We start from the raw sequence: 16,087 nt of genomic DNA on the forward strand, positions 1-16,087 counted from the left end.
CCGCTCAGTCTTGCGGCAACGCAACTCTTTAAATTTCCTGACGGTTACAGTGGACAGGTCATCCACCCGACAGGAGAACGCTGATGAAACCCCTCGCAAGCCTGATACTGCTGGCCGGCCTGGCGCACACCGCGCATGCCGCAGAACCGACCGAGAAGGACGCCATCGCCATGGCAGAAAAAGGCGCCGCCTACATCAAGGCCAACGGCCAGGACGCCTTCCTCAAAAAGATCGCTGCCAAGGATCCCGAGTACCTGCAAGGGTCCTTGTACGTGGACGTGCGCGATCTCAAGACCGGCATCGTGCTGGCGCACCCGGTCAACCCGTCGATCGTCGGCAAGGATCTGACCGACATCCCCGACGCCAGCGGCAAGAAGTACCGCCGCGAGATCATCGAGCTGGCCGCAAAAAAAGGCCATGGCTGGGTGGACTACCAGTACAAGAACCCCACCACCGGCAAGATCGAGCCCAAAACCACCTACATCCTGCGGGTGGGGGAAGTGGTACTGGAAGCGGGCATCTACAAAAAATAGCACCGCTACCCCGGGGCACAGCGGGGTCTGACCCCGTACGGGGTCAGACCCCATCGCCCGCGGGGGTTCAAGGAGAACACCATGCTCAACCAACTGCGTATCGGCCCCAAACTGCTGCTCGCCCCCATGCTGGTGCTGGCACTGCTGATCGCCACCGCCGCCGCGGCCTATGTCGGCATGGTGCGCCAGAACGCCTCGCTGGAAAACCTGGTACAGGTGCGCGCCGCCCGCCTCAAGACCGCCGCCGACGTCAGCGGCGAGGCGCGCTACGCCCACGCCAACATTTACCAGTTGCTGGCCTGGGTCAACGGCAGCTTCGCGCAAGCGCGGCTGGACGCGCTGTCACGCGACATCAAGGCCCGCCACGCCGCCACCGACACCCTGCTGCGCCAGCTCAACGCCGACGCCAGCGACGCCGCCGAGCGCCACATCGCCGCCCAGTCGCTGCAGGCGCTGGCGGCCTACCGCAAGGCGGTGCTGGAGACCATGGACATGGCGCAGATGGACCAGAGCATCGCCACCAACGCCATGGCCATCGCCGAAAAACAGTTCCTGCTGCTGAACGAACAACTGGCGCAACTCTCGGCGCTGGAAAAGCGCCTCAGCGAACAGGCGCACGCGCAGGCCAAGGCCGACTTCCACACGCTGAACACCAGCATGGCCATCATGGTGCTGCTGTCCATCGCGCTGTCGCTGGGCGTGACAGTGGCGGTGCGCGGCGCCATGCTGCGCGATATCCGCGCCATCGCCGACGTGGTGGTGGCGCTGGCGGCCGGCCGCCTCGCCGCCGGCCGCGGCACCCAGGGCCGCGATGAAATCGCCGATACCGCGCGCATGCTGGACCAGACCATGGCCAATCTCACGCACACCCTCACCACCATCCTCGGCGCGGTGCGCTCGATCGACACCGCCGCGCGCGAAATCGCCACCGGCAACCTCGATCTGTCGACCCGCACCGAGCTGCAAGCCAGCTCGCTCGAGCAGACCGCCAGCGCGATGAACACGCTGACGCAGGCGGTGCAGGCCAACGCCGCCAACGCGCGCCAAGCCTGCCAGTTGGCGGCCGGCGCCAGCGACCTGGCGCAGCACGGCGGCGCGGCGATGGAGGACGCGGTGCGGACCATGACCTCGATCCGCGCCAGCTCGCGCCAGATCGTCGACATCATCGCCGTCATCGACGGCATCTCGTTCCAGACCAATATCCTGGCGCTGAACGCCGCCGTGGAAGCGGCACGCGCCGGTGAACAGGGACGCGGCTTCGCGGTGGTCGCGGCCGAGGTGCGCACGCTGGCGCAGCGCTCGGCCGCCGCCGCCAAGGAGATCAAGACGCTGATCGCCGCCTCGGTGGCCACCATCGACAGCGGCAGCGCAACGGTGCAGCAGGCCGGCGAGCGCATGGCCGGCATCGTCGCCGCCGTGCGCCAGGTGAACGACATCATCGCCCGCATCAGCGCCGCCAGCGCCGAGCAGGCGCAGGGCATCGCCGAGGTCAATCAGGCGGTCGGGCAGATGGACGATGTGACGCAGCAGAACGCCGCGCTGGTGGAACAGGCCGCGGCGGCGGCGGCCAGCCTGCAGGACCAGGCCGGCCACCTGTCGCGGGCGGTGTCGGTGTTCAAGCTGGAGGGTTCAGCGCATGGGCTTGCTCAAAAAGCGCGAGCCGGCCTCGACGAAGCGCCACGGCAGATCCACGGCCTTGGAAATGCCGATGCGCGGACCGGCTAGCACCGCCACCTCGCGTGCGCGCGGCAACAGCAGGAACGGCGCCTCGGCCAGCGGCAGGTTGTTCTGCGCGCGCGTCACGCCCAGCGCCTGGCACAACCGGCCCGGCCCCGAGCACAGCAAGCGGACGTCGTCCAGCCCGCGCCGCGCGCGCATGCGCGCCAGGCCGTCGTCGTCCGCCAGCGGTTCCAGCGCCCGGATCAGCACGCCGGCGCCATGGCCGGCCTCGCGGCAGACGAAGTTCAGGCACCAGTGGATGCCGTGCGACTGGTACACATAGCTGCGCGCGGGCGGTCCGAACATGGAAAAATTGCGCGCCGTCTCGCCGATGTAGCAGTGCGAGGCCGGCTCGTCGCGGTCATAGGCCTCGGTTTCGACGATGCGGCCGCCAACGCCGCCGACCAGCAGCGTCACGCCGATCAGTTGCGCCGCCACCTCGTGCGCGGGAGCGCTGAAATCTATGCCTGCCAGGGTGGTCATCATTGCCCCATTGTAAACGCCAACCGGCGCCGGCCGCGCGCACGATTGGTGACAAATCATTATCAAATCGCGGCAATACATGACAAAATACGGTGCAGTCCACACAATTTCATTGCAAATTCACGCAATCGACGCCGCTTGCGGCGATAATCGAGGGTAAGATTGCCTTTTGCCCCGAAAACCACGATGACGACCGTTGCTGCCCCAGCCCTGCCAACCGAAAACGCGGTGGAAGACGCGCTGATGCGTTCCATCCGGATTCCGCCTCGGCCCAGCCTGCTCGTCGACCTGCAGCGCGAACTGGCCCGCGACGATCCGTCGCCGCGCCAGATCGCCCGCATCATCGCCAACGACGTCGGCATGTCCGGCGCGCTGCTGAAGCTGGCCAACTCGCCGTTCTTCGGCGCCGCGCGCAAGGCCAAGTCGGTCGAGCAGGCGATCAACTTCCTCGGCATCAACCAGTGCGCGGCCCTGCTGACCGGCCTGCTGGCGCGCCAGGCCATCGACGGCAACGATACCGACCTCAGCGCATTCTGGGAAGTCTCGGCGCGCCGCGCCCAGGCGCTGGTGTTCACCTCGCGCAAGCTGCGCGTGGCGCCGCCCGACATCGCCCACACCTTCGGCCTGTTCTGCGACATCGGCGTGCCGCTGCTGATGAACCGCTTCGCCGACTACACCGACACCTACCAGCGCGCCTGCAACGACGCCGACGGCGTCTTCACCGCCGTCGAGGACGCGCGCTACAGCACCAACCACGCCGCCATCGGCTGCCTGCTGGCGCGCAACTGGGGCCTGTCGCCGGACGTCTCCTGGGCCATCCTGCACCACCACGACTACCGCGTGCTGGACGACCCGGCCACCGACGACGCCATCCGCTCGCTGGTGGCGCTGTCGCTGCTGGCCGAAAAAGGCATCCAGCGCCTGCACAACCACCACAGCTCCTACGAATGGGAAAAAGGCGGCGACAGCGCCTGCCGCCACCTCGGCCTGACCGAGGATGAAACCGAAGACCTGCTCGACGAGCTCAACGAAACCTTCCACACCGAACGATAAGAAGAACCACCAGCATGCCCAAGAACAAGCGCCCGGTACCGCGCAAATCCGCCAACTCGCCCGAGCTCAAGGACGAGCAGCAAACCACCGAACTGTGCGCCCTGGCGCTGGACCTGGCCGACGAATCGGCCGGCGCCGACATCGTGGCCGCCAGCACCCGCGAGGAGCTGGCGCAGAAGCACATCGACTTCCAGCGCCTGCTGCGCCGCCTGCTGGCGCAAGGCAAGAACGAGGTGCTGTACGGCGCCATCGAGCTGGCGCGCGAGGAGTCGCTGGACGGCTACCGCTACCTGCGCAACGCCGTCGAGGAAGGCGCCGCCAACCTGATTCTGCGGCGCGACAACGCGCCCGACCTGGAAATCGACGCCTTCGCCATCCCGGTGTTCGTCCACAGCCAGGGCGGCCTCGACCCGGCGGCCGACTTCCAGGACAGCGACGCCTACGAGGCCCTGCTGCACAGTTTCACCGACGCCGGCCTGGAAAGCCCGAAAGCGCAGGTGGTGCTGGTCAGCCACGCCTACGACCTGAGCGAGATGGCCCGCATCACCTACGGCCAGCTGCAGGCCATGGTGCGCGAGGCGGCGCACTCGCTGACCGACAAGAAGATCGCCGCCGCGCCGGCGCTGGAGCGCAGCCTGGCGGCCGGCTGGTCGGCCACCAGCTTCGGGCCGGACGACACCGCGGTCGAACTGCGCTTCCTGCTCGGCTTTGCCATGAAGCGCGCCGACGACGCCTTCTACAAGGTGCCGGCCGGCGAGAAGGCGGCCGACGCCTACTTCGCCAAGCGCGCCGCGGCCTACCAGAAGTGGACCGAACAGCATGCGCCGCTGGTGGCGCGCTGCCTCGGCCGAGCGCGCGGCGCCAACCCGGCGCTGACGCTCAATTTCCTGTACCAGGACCTGTTCTTCGGCGCCCGCGCCCAGGGCCAGGCCGAGTACGACATGCTGGGCCTGCTGTCGACGCTGAACCAGGCGCTGGCCGGCCACGACCCGGCCGCGCTGCGCGCCGTCATCGCGCCCGGCGGCGACGACGACGAGCCGGCGCTGCGGGTGCAGCTGTCGCACGGCGACACCGTGCTGGTCAGTGTCGACAAGCCGCTCGATCCGGCCGCCGCGCTGGACCTGGCGCTGGAGGACCTGGCCGACGCCTTGTCCAGCCTCGGCGTCACCGATATGTCGGTATCGGAAGATCCGCTGCCCTGAAAGCGTTTTCCAGTTTGACAGTCCCGGTTTAGCCGAGGATACTTTCCAGCACGCGGAACGCAGATTCCGCTGCCTGGTGCGGCGCCGGCCTTGTGCTCCGCAGCAAAGGGAGACAGTCATGCAACCATGGGCCATCCTCGTGTGCGCCGCCGCCTTGCTGGGCGGCTGCGCCAGTCAGCCGGCGCATCAGGCGCCGGCGCAGCAACTGTTCCACGACCAATTGTTCCAGCCGGCCAGCCGGCCGATCGACACCGCCAGCGTGTTCGCGCTGACGCCGGCCATGCGCGACTACGTGCGCCACGAGATCGGCACGCCCGGCCCCGGCCGCGACGTCCGCCGCGTGCTGTTCGACGCCCTGTACCGGCGCGACAAGCTGCAGCTGGAATACGACGCCGCCATGACCCGCACCGCCGCCGAAACCTTCGCCGCGCGCTCCGGCAACTGCCTGTCGCTGGCCATCATGACCGCCGCGCTGGCGCGCGAGCTGAAGATGCCGGTGATCTTCCAGCAGGTGCAGGTGGACGAGGTATGGAGCCGCGCCGGCAACCTGTACTTCGCCAGCAACCACGTCAACCTGTCGCTGGGGCGGCCGCTGGCGGGCCAGAACCCCTACATGGCCACCACCATGGACGTGGCCAACTCGCTGACGGTGGACTTCATCCCGATCCCGCCCAAGGCGCGCGAGAACGCGCGGCCGCTGACCGAGCAGACGGTGCTGGCCATGTACCTCAACAACCGCGCCGCCGAGCTGCTGGCCGCCGGCCAGGTCGACGACGCCTACTGGGCCGCGCGCCGCTCGGCCGAGGTGGATCCGCTGTTCATCAACGCCTACAACACGCTGGGCGTGATCTACCAGCACCACGGCAACCCGGCCGAGGCCGAACAGGTGCTGCGCTACGCGCACAGCCAGCTGCCGGACAACACCATTTACCTGTCCAATCTGGCGCAGACGCTGGACAACAACCACCAGCCGGAAGAGGCGGCCGCGCTGCGCGCCCGGCTGGCGCGACTCGAGCCCTATCCGCCGTTCTACTTCTTCACCCAGGGCCAGGAAGCCATGCAGCTGGGCGACTACGCGCGCGCGCGCACGCTGTTCGAGCGCGAGCTGGACCGGGTGCCGGATTACCACGAGCTGCACTTCTGGCTGGCGATGGCCAACTACCAGTTGGGCAATCTGCGCGCGGCCGACCGCCACCTGGCGCTGGCGATGGAAAACAGCACCACGCGCAGCGACCACGCGCTGTACTCGGCCAAGCTCGACCGCCTGCGCGCGCACGCCGCGCAGTTGCGGCAAAAATAGCCGCACACGGCGCGCCGGCGCGGCCGCCGCCACCGCATGACGATGGTATGCTGAGCAAGCTTGGCTTGACACCCAGTTGCGTTCGCGCAACAATTGCAAGTAAATTAAGCAACGTCAAGCTAGCTGTATCTACCTAAGGATTTTGTCATGCTGAGATTCAGGCCCGCCCACGCCGCCCCCCTCCTGATTGCCGTGCTGCTGGCTGGCTGCGGCGGCGGTGGCGGGGGTGGCGGCGGCACCACCGGCGGCGGCACCACCACGCCGGCCACCAGCCCCGCCCTCACCTTCACCCCGGCCGCGTTCACCGGCAATGTCACGGCCGGCACCTCGCTGACCGCCAACATCACCGCCAACGTCACCCGGCCGGGCGACTTCACCAACGCCAGCGTCACCGCCGTGGTGGTCGACAGCGCCGGCGTGCTGCTGCCGAACATGCAGCTGGTGCAGGACAGCGCCAGCCAGTACCACGCGGTGCTGCAGACCGCGCCGTCGCTGGCGGCCGGCAATTACAAGGGCAGCTTCAGCGTGCGGCTGTGCCGCGACAGCGCCTGCGCCAGCCAGTTCCCCGGCTCGCCGGTGGCGCTGCCGTACGACATCACCGTGCAGCCGGCCGGCAGCGCGACTTTCACCGCCGTGCCGGCCATGCCGCTGACCGCCACCGCCCAGAGCGGCGGCGCGGCGCCGTCGGGCGTGACGGTGGCCATCACCAGCGGCGGCAGCTGGACTGCCGCCAGCGGCGCCGGCTGGCTCAAGCTGAGCGCCACCAGCGGCAGCGGCAACGCCAGCCTCGGCGTCAGCTACGACGCCAGCGGCCTGGCCGCCGGCACCTACACCAGCAACCTCACCGTCACCAGCGGCGGCAGCACCATCACGCTGCCAGCCACGCTGACCGTGCTGCCGGCCGGGCTGGTGCTGGATAACAACAGCCTGACCTTCACCGTCATCAACGGCGCGCCAGCGCCGAGCCAGGTGGTGCGTCTGGATACCGACAACAAGATCACCACCGCCTGGACCGCCAGCAGCAACACGCCATGGCTGGGCGTGTCGCCAGCCAGCGGCACCACCCCGGCCACCGCCGTGCTGACCGTGGATCCGACGGTCGGCACACTGGCCAGCGGCAGCTACCCCGGCTCGATCACCATCAAGCCCACCGGCCTGGCCGACCGCACGCTGCCGGTCACGCTCAACCTGACCCCAGCCACGCTGCAGACCTCGACCGACACGATCACACTGGGCGGCACCTACGGCCGCGACTTCAGCGCCGCCCAGATCGCCCAAGCGCTCAAGCTGACGCTCAACACCAGCACCAACAGCTGGCCGTGGAGACTTGGCCACGTGCCGCTGTGGGTCAGCGCCAGCAGCGCCGGCGGCACGGTCAACGCGGCCGGCGCCAGCACCACCTTCAAGGGCCTGCCGGGCGCGGCCCCGGCCGGGCGCAACCTGGGCGCGCTGGAAGTCGTGGCCCAGGTCAACGGCGACACCGTCAGCTCCTTGCTGCAGGTGGTGATGAACAAGGATCAGCACAAGCTGCTGCCGGCCACCACCGCCGTGGCGTTTGTCAGCACGCCGACCTGGAACGTGGTCCGCCGCACCATCACCGTCAGCGACAACTTCAACGCCTTCGGCGGCATGAGCGCCACCAGCGACCAGGCCTGGCTGGTGGTCGCCGTCAGCGGCAACCAGCTGACGCTGACCGTCGACCCGAGCCAGCAGCTGGCCGACACCCTGGTCACCGGCACCATCACGCTGACGCCTTCCGATCCGGACGCGACAGCGCCGGAGCCGATCCGCGTGGCCTTGTGGAAGGGGGCGGCCGCGCCCGGCGCCACCGTCAGCACTTCGCTGCCCTACACCACCGTGATCACCGACCCGTTGCGGCCATACGCCTACGCGCACAACGGCGGCGCCTACATCGACGTCTACAATCTGTACACCGGCCAGAAGGAAGCCAGCATCACCGGCTTCTCGATCAGGCTCGGCGACATGACCACCAGCCCCAACGGTGACACGCTGTACGTGATGGACATCGATAACAGCCGCATCACCACGGTCGACCTGGCCACCCGCAACATCAACGGCCAGGTGCCGCTGGCGGCAGCGGCCACGGCCGCCACCCGCATCAAGGCCATCCGTCCCAACGGCGTTGGCATGCTGGCGCTCAGCGACGGCCAGCTGTACCTGACCGCCAACAACAGCCGCCTGGCCAACCTGCCGCTGAGCGGCGGCACGCTGGCCGCCAGCGCCGACGGCAAGCACGTGGTGCAGCAGAGCGAGGGCGCCGCCACCGTCCAGCACACCACCGTCAGCGTCGACTACGCGGCGCTGGCCGGCGGCACGCTGTTCGCCGCCAAACTGGCCAACGCCAGCCACGCCAGCCCCGGCACGCAAGGCCAGGACCTGTGGGTCAACGCCGACGGCAGCCGCCTGATCTACGCCGCCGGCACGCCCAAATCGTGCACCATCATGGATGGCAGCAACCTCGGCATCCTCGGCTACCTGGCCATCGGCGACGCCGTCCCCAACAACGTGGCGGTGCTGCTGGACGGCCGCATCGTCTGCGCCGGCGCCGCGCGCGGCAACACCAACGACGTCTACCTGTACGACAGCACCGGCGCCCGCCTGATCCAGCAATACAAGCTCAACAGCGCCGGCAAGGCCCTGCTGCCACGCCAGCTGGCCGCCTCCGGCGACGGCTGGATCCTGGCCGGCATCACCGAAGACGGCACCCTCAGCTTCCTGCCGATCGGCCCGTAAGCGCCGTCAACGCCCCAATGCCCGCCACGCCGCCAGCTTCTGCGCGAAGGACATGGCGGCATGGGCGGGCGACGTCGACGGCAGCACCACGGTGCGGTAGCCCGCGGCGGCAAACTGCGGCGCGAACTTGCCGGAGGTCTGGCCGTTGAAGCCCACCGTGTGCAGCCGCGGGCACAGTTCGCGCAGGCGCGCGAAATCATTGGCGGCCGGCTTGCGGATCGCCGAGTCCAGGCTGCCCTCGCGCTCGCACGCGCCCAGCACATCCCACAGCCCGATGCCATGCGCCAGCAAGCGCGGCAAGCGCTCGGCATAGGGCAAGTCGGCCAGCGGTTCGCCGGTCAACGCCGACAGGATCGGCCACAGATGATTGATGTTTTGGTTAATTTGACACGCCACAGAAATTTCGTGTCGACTGATATATCTGCTTGAGCTAGACTTGGTAAAAAAACAAATCTCGATAGGCAGACATGCAAATGCACTTTGACGCAGACAAGGTTGCACAGCTCCTGCAAAACAAGAAGACTGCAAAAAACTGGTCAGGTTTTCGTCCCAAAGATAACCATCGCGGACTGCTAGTTGGCACGGCGGTATTGTTTGACGACAGCGAAATTGCAATTCCTGGAATGACGTTGCAAATCGAGTTGCGCATTCCAACCGTTGTCGATGACTGCCTCATCATTTTATCGATCTTTCAACGCCTAGGCGCTAGACGTCATCGAGCTTACCAGCTTGAGGTCTGCCCCCAGGACAAGCTCAGCCACAATGGCATAGAGGTGATCTATGGCCCACATGAGCACATGCCCCATGGGGAAGTTCGCCCTGTTCGTAAGATTGGCGTAGACTGTGGAAATTGGCAGGGTCTTGTTGATTGGTTTCTGTCGCGAACGAATATTGATCCTTTCGATCTGGAGCAACCATGCTGAACTGCGAATGGGCGCAGACGCTTACCCGATACGACTGCAAGCCCGTACGGGGCATACGGGGCGAGCTTGGGCTGCGGATTGGAACTCCTTTCAGTCTGCCCGATGATGCAGCAATTATCCTTTACATTATCCAGGCTGGCGATGGCCACTTGAAGATCAGCGATAATGGCGACACATTTGCGCACTTGAGCGCATTGGGTCTCGACCTGACTCACCATGCAAAAGTTCGCGCTTTGCGGGACCTCGTCATGCCCCACGGCCTCACTTTGGGGGATGAGGGAGACTTCAAACTACTTACCCAAAACAAGAATGCAGCATGGAATTTTGCGCGCAGTGTTACTGCACTTTTGGCCGTAGCACAGTGGGCTAGAGGACAGATGAATGATTCGGCTGTTGAGCATGATCTTCTTGCGGAAGCTGAGCCGTATATTTTAGCTCGCAATCCCTCGGTCAAGGTCAAGCGTCGTGTACATGTTCGCGGAGCATCAGCGGTTGACCACATTTTTGACTTCGAACACGGTAATGAAGTCATCGACGTCATTTCCCCGAGTCCGCAAGCGACGGGCGGGGCGATGCGCAAAGTTGGAGATGTGTTGAACGGGCCTTTTGCTGAAACCTACTCTCCATTAATCATTGTGGATGATCGAACCGATCCCCACAAAGCAGAGAGTGAAATTGGAATACTAGCCTCGCTGGTTCGAGCACAACCTTTCTCAGCTCTGGTTAAGCCTTTGCACTAAGCACGCTCCGCGCTCAATGTTTACTACAACGTATTACCTCATGGCCTAGAGGTTTTCTATGTCGTGTGAAGGCCATGCAGCGCAAGCTTAATTTGACCGGATGATTCAATTCTTTTGCTCTCCAAGTGACGGCAAAACTGAGCCATATCGTCCAACATGCCTTCGACTTCACGTGAAAAGACAAAAACATTTGTCATAAACAGGTACGGGATCGCTCCGGTTCCACGCGAATTAACAGGATATCGAAAAGTATATGAGCCAGAATCAACTGCATCAATCCTGGATGCAATATCCAGTATCCGGCGATCCAACTCCCCATTCATTGCCAGCAACTCGCCTGAATTGACGCTAATAATCGGTTTGGCCATCTCAGCCAAAGCCAGCAACGAGTGCTCCCGCCATAGTTTGGGCAACGCTGCTTTTAACTCCATCTCGTTGATTGTCACCACGGCAGCCTTGTAGACGATCGCTTTAAGATATAGCTCGATCGCGTGACGATAAAGGAACAAAATCGGAAGAGCTCCTTCATCAATAGTGCCGTGTATGCGTTGTTGGTACATCGACACAAGACACATAGCAGCTCTGCGATAATTATGTGCATATACCGTGAGATCTTGCGTGGGCTGCCCTTGCCAATTGATCAGCGCATTTCCATACGTATAAAGAGGTGCAGCAAAGAATTCATGAATTGGGGGCGATTTTTTCATAATCCCTCCAATACATAAGCCAACAATTTCCACTTCGCTAGCTTTTCAGAATAAGCTAAGGTGTACGCAGGACTGCTCGATGGCAAAATAAAAACCTCGTATCGCGAGAGATGTTCCCCTAGCACTTTCATACCAAGCTTTGCAGCAGTCCCGCCATTAAATGCGATGGCTTGGACGCTGGGGAAGCGAGCAAGCAACCCCAATAAATCATTATTTTGCCTGTCTTGAATATTGCTGTCCAAACTACCGGGACGATGTGCTTCGGCTACAACGTCCCATAGGCCAACGCTATGCTCCAGCAAAGATTGCAAGCGTGCGCCGTATTCAAGCGGCACCAGCTCAATGCCGATCACCGACGACATCAACGTCCAAAATTTATTCTGCCGATTCCCATAATATTCTTGAGCCGCTAATGACTTATCGCCAGGAAGACTACCTAACACAAGTAGGCGAGTATTTCCGTCAACCACCGGATCAAAAGAACGCTTTCGAATAAGCTGGTTCTGATGTGCTAAAGACATATTTAGATTCTACTACGCTAGCAACGGTTGCGCGGATGCGCGTAGTACTGCTGCGCAGCCAGCGAGGCGGCGCCGGGAAAACTGCCAAGTATCAGAATGCGCGTCTGCGCGTCGAGCACCGGCGCCAGGCCGGTCAGGGCGGAAGAAGTCATGCGGGCATTGTAGCGGATGGCCGCCGGCGCCACGTTCGGGTGTAGAATTTCCCAAACAATAATCGCAGGAGACAAGCATGGCGCAACCCCGTACCATCGATACGCTGCTGGCCAAGTACAGCGAAAGCCACCTCCACCCCACCAACGAGCTGATTCATTTCGTCTGCGTGCCGGTGATCGTGTTCACCCTGCTGGGCTTGCTGTGGGCGCTGCACCCGCTGGCGGCGCTGGCGGCCGTGGTGGCGTCCATGGCCTATTATGTCCGCCTGTCCCGGCCGTTCGCGCTGGGCATGGCGCTGATGGCGGCCGTGATGCTGTCCATCCTGGCGGCGTTGCCGCCGCAGACCGTCCTGCCGCTGTCGGTAAGCGTGTTCGTGCTGGCCTGGATCGGCCAGTTCATCGGCCACAAGATCGAGGGCAAAAAGCCGTCCTTTTTCGACGACCTGCGCTTCCTGCTGATCGGCCCGCTGTTCGTGCTGAGCTTTTTGTACCGCCGCCTGCACCTCGCCTATTGAACTAGCGCAACAGGGCGTAGAACAGCGCCGTCGCCGCGCCCTGGGTGCCCTCGTCCGCCAGCATCAACACCAGCGCGGTGCTCAGGGCCACATAGCCCAGCAGCGTGACGACCTTGATTTGCAGCGCGGTGCTCATGGCGCCCTCCGGTTGGCGTAAATGTGACGTGTCATTTCACTATACTTGGTCTTTCGGCCAGCACACCTGAATTTACACTCCTGATACAACTTTGGCCACGATCTGTTGCGTCGCAACAAAATGCTAGCCGCTAGGCAAGATATGGCGCGGCCAGCTATACTCGTTCGATGTCCTCTCCACTGTTATTCATCATCGCCTGTTTGATCTGGGGCTCGACCTTCTTCGCGATCACGCTGCAACTGGGCGAGGTGGCGCCGGCGGTGTCCGTCGTCTACCGTTTCGCGCTGGCCTCGGCCGTGCTGTTCGCCTGGTGCGCGGCGCGCGGCGACCGCCTGTTGCTGCCCTGGCGCGCGCAGCGCTGGATGCTGCTGCAGGGCGCCGCCACCTTTGCCGTCAGCTATATCTGCACCTACACCTCGGAGCAATACCTGGTGTCCGGCGTGGTGGCGGTGCTGTTCGCGCTGATGGTGTTCTGGAATCCGATTTTCAACCGCATCGCCTTTGGCAGCGCGCTGGGCTGGCGCACCTGGGCCGCCGGCGGCGTCGCCATCTGCGGCATCACGCTGCTGTTCTTCCATTCCATCGCCGACGCCTGGCGCGAACTGCGCGCCGGCGGCAACGGCCACTTCCTGCTGGGCCTGATGCTGGCGGTCACCGCCACGCTGGCCAGTTCGGTTGGCAACGTGGTGGTGGTCAAGGTGCGCGAGCAGTCCGACAATGTGCTGCTGACCATGGCCTGGTCGATGCTGTGGGGCACGCTGCTGGTGGCACTGTGGGTGGTCGTCAGCGGCCAGCACTTCGGCCTGCCGACGACGGCCAGATACTACGGCGGCCTGCTGTGGCTATCGCTGCTGGGCTCGGTCATCGCTTTTGCCGCCTATTTCACGCTGATCCACCGCATCGGCTCGGACAAGGCGGTCTACATCGGCGTCGTCACGCCGGTCATCTCCGTGCTGTTGTCGATCCAGCTTGAACATTACCGCCCCGGTGCCATCGAATGGATCGGCATGGTACTCTGCCTGTCGAGCGTGGCCTGGGCGCTGCAACCGAATTCTTCCACTACTGCCAACACCTGATGAGTACTTCCGAACTGACCATCCGCCCGGCCACGCCGGCCGACATCCCCGCCATCTTCAGCATGATTTTCGAACTGGCCGTATTTGAAAAGCTGGAGCACATGGTGGTGGCCAACGAAGCGATGCTGCACGACAGCCTGTTCTGCGAGAAGCCGGTGTGCGAGGCGCTGGTCGGCGAAACCGGCGGCGAGGTGGTGACGTTCGCGCTGTTCTTCCATAATTTTTCCACCTTCCTGTGCAAGAAGGGCCTGTACCTAGAGGACTTGTACGTGCAGCAATCGCATCGCGGCAAGGGCTATGGCAAGCAGATGCTGGTGGCGCTGGCGCAACTGGCGGTGGAGCGCGACTGCGGCCGCTTCGAGTGGTCGGTGCTGGACTGGAACGCCAACGCCATCAAGTTCTACGAGGGCATGGGCGCGACGGTGATGCCGGACTGGCGCATCTGCCGCGTCACCGGCGACGCGCTGGCGCAATTGTCGGCGCAAGCATAAAAAATTCCCACCCGGCGCCGCCGCCGGATGGGAGAACCCGTTGTCAGTGGGAGGGAGATTGAATCAACGGGTTCACTATAGCGCCGCTGCTGCGCGCGCGCCGCTGCCCTTACAAATCATTACGACGGGTGAAAGACGCTTACATACGCTTTACAGAAACGCGATGCCTGTTCGTCACCACCCGTTCCAGCAGTTCGAACATCCCCTGGGTCAGCAAGGCCAACAGCGCCGCCGGAATGGCGCCGGCCAGCAGCATGTCGTTGTCGTTCAGCGCCAGGCCGATGGTGATGCGCTCGCCATAACCGCCGGCGCCGATGAAGGCGGCGATGGTGGCCGTGCCCACGCTGAACACCGCCGCTGTTTTCACTCCGGCAAGAATGACCGGCAGCGCCAGTGGCAAATCGACATGCACCAGGCGCTGCATCGGCCGCAGGCCCAGCGCCTGCGCCGCCAGCTTCAGGCCCGCCGGCACCTGCAGCAGGCCGGTGCAGGTGTTGCGGACGATCGGCAACAGCGCGTACACCACCAGCGCCACCAGCGCCGGCACGGTGCCGATGGCGCCCAGCAAGGGAATCAGTAGCGCCAGCAACGCCAGCGACGGGATGGTCTGCAGCACGCCGGCCAGCCCCAGCACCACCTGCCGCAACCGCGGCAGCGACGCCGCCAGCACGCCTAGCGGAATGCCGATCACGCACGCCAGTGCCACCGACAGCAGCACCAGCGTCAGGTGCTGACGCGTCATGCGGCCCAGGTCCTGGTCGAAGATTTTGCTCAGCAGCCCCGCGCGGTGCGGCGCAGCTGCGTCTGCGCGCGCGCGCGCTCGCGCTGACGCAGCGGGATCCGCGGCGGTGGCGGTGGTGGCGGCGACGGTGGTGCCCTCGGCCGGCAACGGATGCGCCGCCAGCCAGTCGTGCGCCACGCGCGCGAAGCTCTGACCATCGATCTCCGCCGCCGCATTCATCGCAATCATGTCCTTCTCGCTGATGCGCCCTTCCAGCTGGCTGATCGCCTTCCACGCCGCCGGAAAACGCCGCGCGGCGTCGAGCCGGTACAGCAGCACCGCGTCATAGCGCGGGAAGAATGCGCGATCATCCTCCAGCACCCGCAAGCCGTACTGGCTGATACGCGCCTCGGTCGAATAAATATCGATCACATCGACCTGCTCGCGCCGCAGCGCCTCATACGCGATGCCGTGGTCTAGCCCCTCCGGACGCTGCGTCAGGCCATAGCGCGCCGCCAGTCCCCGCCAGCCGTCCGCGCGGCCGATGAACTCATGCGACAACCCAAACCGCAATTTGGGCCGTCCCGCCAGTTCGCTCAGCTTGTGCGGCGCGTCCGCGTCACCGCGCATCGCCAGCGCATAGGTATTATTGAAGCCCAGCGGCACCGCCACGCCCAGGCCCATCGCCGCCAGCTCCTTGCGCATCTGCTCCAGGGAGGCCGGCTGGTCATGCTTGAGAATCTCCAGATCCAGCGTCCCCACATACTCGGGATAGACATCAATGCGCCCGGCCTGCAACGCCGCCAGCACGATCGCCGTATTGCCCAGGCCCTGCAGATGCTCGACCTTCGCATGCGGCGCCGCCGTCTCCTTCAATATCTCGCCCAGGATATACGACTCGGTAAACCGCTTGGAACCGATATGCAGCGTATCGCCCGCCGCCATCGCCACCTGACCAGTGCACAGTAACGCCAGGACGGCGGCACGCACGAAATTCAACGCATACATACAGCTTCCTTCAATGACATTCGGATAATGTAACCGAAAGCACAAGGAAGCAA

General features: G+C 64.4%; 18 protein-coding genes. 11 read left to right on the top strand and 7 right to left on the bottom strand.

Translation table 11 applies throughout. The annotated features are described in order from the left end of the window. Window positions 1-83: 83 nt before the first annotated feature. Together FHW58_RS15700 and FHW58_RS15705 are read left to right on the top strand one after the other, a co-directional pair. Window positions 84-533 (top strand): cache domain-containing protein, encoded by a 450-nt coding sequence (locus FHW58_RS15700; protein WP_179674052.1) that lies wholly within the window; start codon window positions 84-86, stop codon window positions 531-533. An 81-nt stretch (window positions 534-614) separates the two neighbouring features. After that, window positions 615-2,258, top strand: a complete 1,644-nt coding sequence (locus FHW58_RS15705; RefSeq protein ID WP_179674053.1) for a methyl-accepting chemotaxis protein — start codon at window positions 615-617, stop codon at window positions 2,256-2,258. Here the strand turns inward: FHW58_RS15705 and FHW58_RS15710 are convergent. Then, a complete protein-coding gene (locus FHW58_RS15710) occupies window positions 2,163-2,738 on the bottom strand; it encodes a DNA-3-methyladenine glycosylase (RefSeq protein ID WP_179674054.1) in 576 nt (191 codons plus the stop codon). The two genes, FHW58_RS15705 and FHW58_RS15710, sit on opposite strands and share 96 nt — an antisense overlap. Before the next feature lie 183 nt (window positions 2,739-2,921). Here FHW58_RS15710 and FHW58_RS15715 point away from each other — a divergent pair, with 183 nt between their 5' ends. The 4 genes from FHW58_RS15715 (at window position 2,922) to FHW58_RS15730 (ending at window position 9,044) form a co-directional block, all read left to right on the top strand. After that, window positions 2,922-3,788, top strand: a complete 867-nt coding sequence (locus FHW58_RS15715; RefSeq protein WP_179674055.1) for an HDOD domain-containing protein — start codon at window positions 2,922-2,924, stop codon at window positions 3,786-3,788. A gap of 14 nt (window positions 3,789-3,802) precedes the next feature. After that, window positions 3,803-4,990, top strand: coding sequence for a DUF2863 family protein (locus FHW58_RS15720; RefSeq protein ID WP_179674056.1), 1,188 nt, complete (start codon window positions 3,803-3,805; stop codon window positions 4,988-4,990). Between the two features lie 118 nt (window positions 4,991-5,108). Then, on the top strand, window positions 5,109-6,290 hold the full coding sequence (locus FHW58_RS15725) for a tetratricopeptide repeat protein (protein WP_179674057.1): 1,182 nt from the start codon (window positions 5,109-5,111) through the stop codon (window positions 6,288-6,290). 147 nt (window positions 6,291-6,437) lie between these two features. Then, a complete protein-coding gene (locus FHW58_RS15730; RefSeq protein ID WP_179674058.1) occupies window positions 6,438-9,044 on the top strand; it encodes a quinoprotein amine dehydrogenase in 2,607 nt (868 codons plus the stop codon). A gap of 6 nt (window positions 9,045-9,050) precedes the next feature. Here FHW58_RS15730 and FHW58_RS15735 read toward each other — a convergent pair whose 3' ends face one another. Further along, window positions 9,051-9,446, bottom strand: coding sequence for a DNA-deoxyinosine glycosylase (locus FHW58_RS15735; protein ID WP_373996691.1), 396 nt, complete (start codon window positions 9,444-9,446; stop codon window positions 9,051-9,053). Window positions 9,447-9,517: 71 nt separating this feature from the next. Here FHW58_RS15735 and FHW58_RS15740 point away from each other — a divergent pair, with 71 nt between their 5' ends. Both FHW58_RS15740 and FHW58_RS15745 read left to right on the top strand, forming a co-directional pair. After that, window positions 9,518-9,967, top strand: coding sequence for a hypothetical protein (locus FHW58_RS15740; protein ID WP_179674059.1), 450 nt, complete (start codon window positions 9,518-9,520; stop codon window positions 9,965-9,967). Beyond that, a complete protein-coding gene (locus tag FHW58_RS15745; RefSeq protein WP_179674060.1) occupies window positions 9,961-10,707 on the top strand; it encodes a DUF1828 domain-containing protein in 747 nt (248 codons plus the stop codon). The genes FHW58_RS15740 and FHW58_RS15745 overlap by 7 nt, the downstream gene beginning before the upstream one ends. Before the next feature lie 56 nt (window positions 10,708-10,763). Here FHW58_RS15745 and FHW58_RS15750 read toward each other — a convergent pair whose 3' ends face one another. From FHW58_RS15750 to FHW58_RS15760, 3 genes are read right to left on the bottom strand one after another with little or no spacing between them, the layout of a single operon-like run. Continuing rightward, a complete protein-coding gene (locus tag FHW58_RS15750; protein ID WP_179674061.1) occupies window positions 10,764-11,414 on the bottom strand; it encodes a hypothetical protein in 651 nt (216 codons plus the stop codon). Continuing rightward, window positions 11,411-11,908, bottom strand: coding sequence for a DNA-deoxyinosine glycosylase (locus FHW58_RS15755; protein WP_373996692.1), 498 nt, complete (start codon window positions 11,906-11,908; stop codon window positions 11,411-11,413). The genes FHW58_RS15750 and FHW58_RS15755 overlap by 4 nt, the downstream gene beginning before the upstream one ends. A 44-nt stretch (window positions 11,909-11,952) precedes the next feature. Then, a complete protein-coding gene (locus FHW58_RS15760) occupies window positions 11,953-12,087 on the bottom strand; it encodes a hypothetical protein (RefSeq protein ID WP_373996693.1) in 135 nt (44 codons plus the stop codon). A gap of 77 nt (window positions 12,088-12,164) precedes the next feature. Between FHW58_RS15760 and FHW58_RS15765 the strand changes: the two genes are divergently transcribed. After that, complete coding sequence (locus tag FHW58_RS15765; protein WP_179674063.1) at window positions 12,165-12,602, top strand: DUF962 domain-containing protein; 438 nt, start codon at window positions 12,165-12,167, stop codon at window positions 12,600-12,602. Window position 12,603: 1 nt separating this feature from the next. Here FHW58_RS15765 and FHW58_RS27725 read toward each other — a convergent pair whose 3' ends face one another. Next, window positions 12,604-12,738 (bottom strand): hypothetical protein, encoded by a 135-nt coding sequence (locus FHW58_RS27725; protein WP_255484675.1) that lies wholly within the window; start codon window positions 12,736-12,738, stop codon window positions 12,604-12,606. Window positions 12,739-12,905: 167 nt separating this feature from the next. Between FHW58_RS27725 and FHW58_RS15770 the strand changes: the two genes are divergently transcribed. Beyond that, on the top strand, window positions 12,906-13,814 hold the full coding sequence (locus FHW58_RS15770) for a DMT family transporter (protein WP_179674064.1): 909 nt from the start codon (window positions 12,906-12,908) through the stop codon (window positions 13,812-13,814). After that, a complete protein-coding gene (locus FHW58_RS15775; protein WP_179674065.1) occupies window positions 13,814-14,305 on the top strand; it encodes a GNAT family N-acetyltransferase in 492 nt (163 codons plus the stop codon). Before FHW58_RS15770 ends, FHW58_RS15775 begins: the two co-directional genes overlap by 1 nt. 139 nt (window positions 14,306-14,444) lie before the next feature. On the opposite strand, the gene FHW58_RS15780 is transcribed toward FHW58_RS15775, so the two are convergent. Further along, window positions 14,445-16,034, bottom strand: coding sequence for a glycine betaine ABC transporter substrate-binding protein (locus FHW58_RS15780; RefSeq protein ID WP_373996683.1), 1,590 nt, complete (start codon window positions 16,032-16,034; stop codon window positions 14,445-14,447). Window positions 16,035-16,087 lie beyond the last annotated feature (53 nt).

Origin of the sequence: Duganella sp. 1224 (assembly GCF_013408245.1) — a bacterium.
GTDB lineage: Bacteria > Pseudomonadota > Gammaproteobacteria > Burkholderiales > Burkholderiaceae_D > Rugamonas.

What these genes read in the sequence shown, in the direction of transcription:
- FHW58_RS15740 (WP_179674059.1), top strand. Translation starts at nt 9,518, where the DNA reads ATGCACTTTGACGCAGACAAGGTTGCACAGCTCCTGCAAAACAAGAAG.
- FHW58_RS15715 (WP_179674055.1), top strand. Translation starts at nt 2,922, where the DNA reads ATGACGACCGTTGCTGCCCCAGCCCTGCCAACCGAAAACGCGGTGGAA.
- FHW58_RS15775 (WP_179674065.1), top strand. Translation starts at nt 13,814, where the DNA reads ATGAGTACTTCCGAACTGACCATCCGCCCGGCCACGCCGGCCGACATC.
- FHW58_RS15700 (WP_179674052.1), top strand. Translation starts at nt 84, where the DNA reads ATGAAACCCCTCGCAAGCCTGATACTGCTGGCCGGCCTGGCGCACACC.
- FHW58_RS15720 (WP_179674056.1), top strand. Translation starts at nt 3,803, where the DNA reads ATGCCCAAGAACAAGCGCCCGGTACCGCGCAAATCCGCCAACTCGCCC.
- FHW58_RS27725 (WP_255484675.1), bottom strand. Translation starts at nt 12,738, where the DNA reads ATGAGCACCGCGCTGCAAATCAAGGTCGTCACGCTGCTGGGCTATGTG.
- FHW58_RS15705 (WP_179674053.1), top strand. Translation starts at nt 615, where the DNA reads ATGCTCAACCAACTGCGTATCGGCCCCAAACTGCTGCTCGCCCCCATG.
- FHW58_RS15780 (WP_373996683.1), bottom strand. Translation starts at nt 16,034, where the DNA reads ATGTATGCGTTGAATTTCGTGCGTGCCGCCGTCCTGGCGTTACTGTGC.
- FHW58_RS15725 (WP_179674057.1), top strand. Translation starts at nt 5,109, where the DNA reads ATGCAACCATGGGCCATCCTCGTGTGCGCCGCCGCCTTGCTGGGCGGC.
- FHW58_RS15770 (WP_179674064.1), top strand. Translation starts at nt 12,906, where the DNA reads ATGTCCTCTCCACTGTTATTCATCATCGCCTGTTTGATCTGGGGCTCG.
- FHW58_RS15745 (WP_179674060.1), top strand. Translation starts at nt 9,961, where the DNA reads ATGCTGAACTGCGAATGGGCGCAGACGCTTACCCGATACGACTGCAAG.
- FHW58_RS15730 (WP_179674058.1), top strand. Translation starts at nt 6,438, where the DNA reads ATGCTGAGATTCAGGCCCGCCCACGCCGCCCCCCTCCTGATTGCCGTG.
- FHW58_RS15760 (WP_373996693.1), bottom strand. Translation starts at nt 12,087, where the DNA reads ATGACTTCTTCCGCCCTGACCGGCCTGGCGCCGGTGCTCGACGCGCAG.
- FHW58_RS15750 (WP_179674061.1), bottom strand. Translation starts at nt 11,414, where the DNA reads ATGAAAAAATCGCCCCCAATTCATGAATTCTTTGCTGCACCTCTTTAT.
- FHW58_RS15765 (WP_179674063.1), top strand. Translation starts at nt 12,165, where the DNA reads ATGGCGCAACCCCGTACCATCGATACGCTGCTGGCCAAGTACAGCGAA.
- FHW58_RS15710 (WP_179674054.1), bottom strand. Translation starts at nt 2,738, where the DNA reads ATGATGACCACCCTGGCAGGCATAGATTTCAGCGCTCCCGCGCACGAG.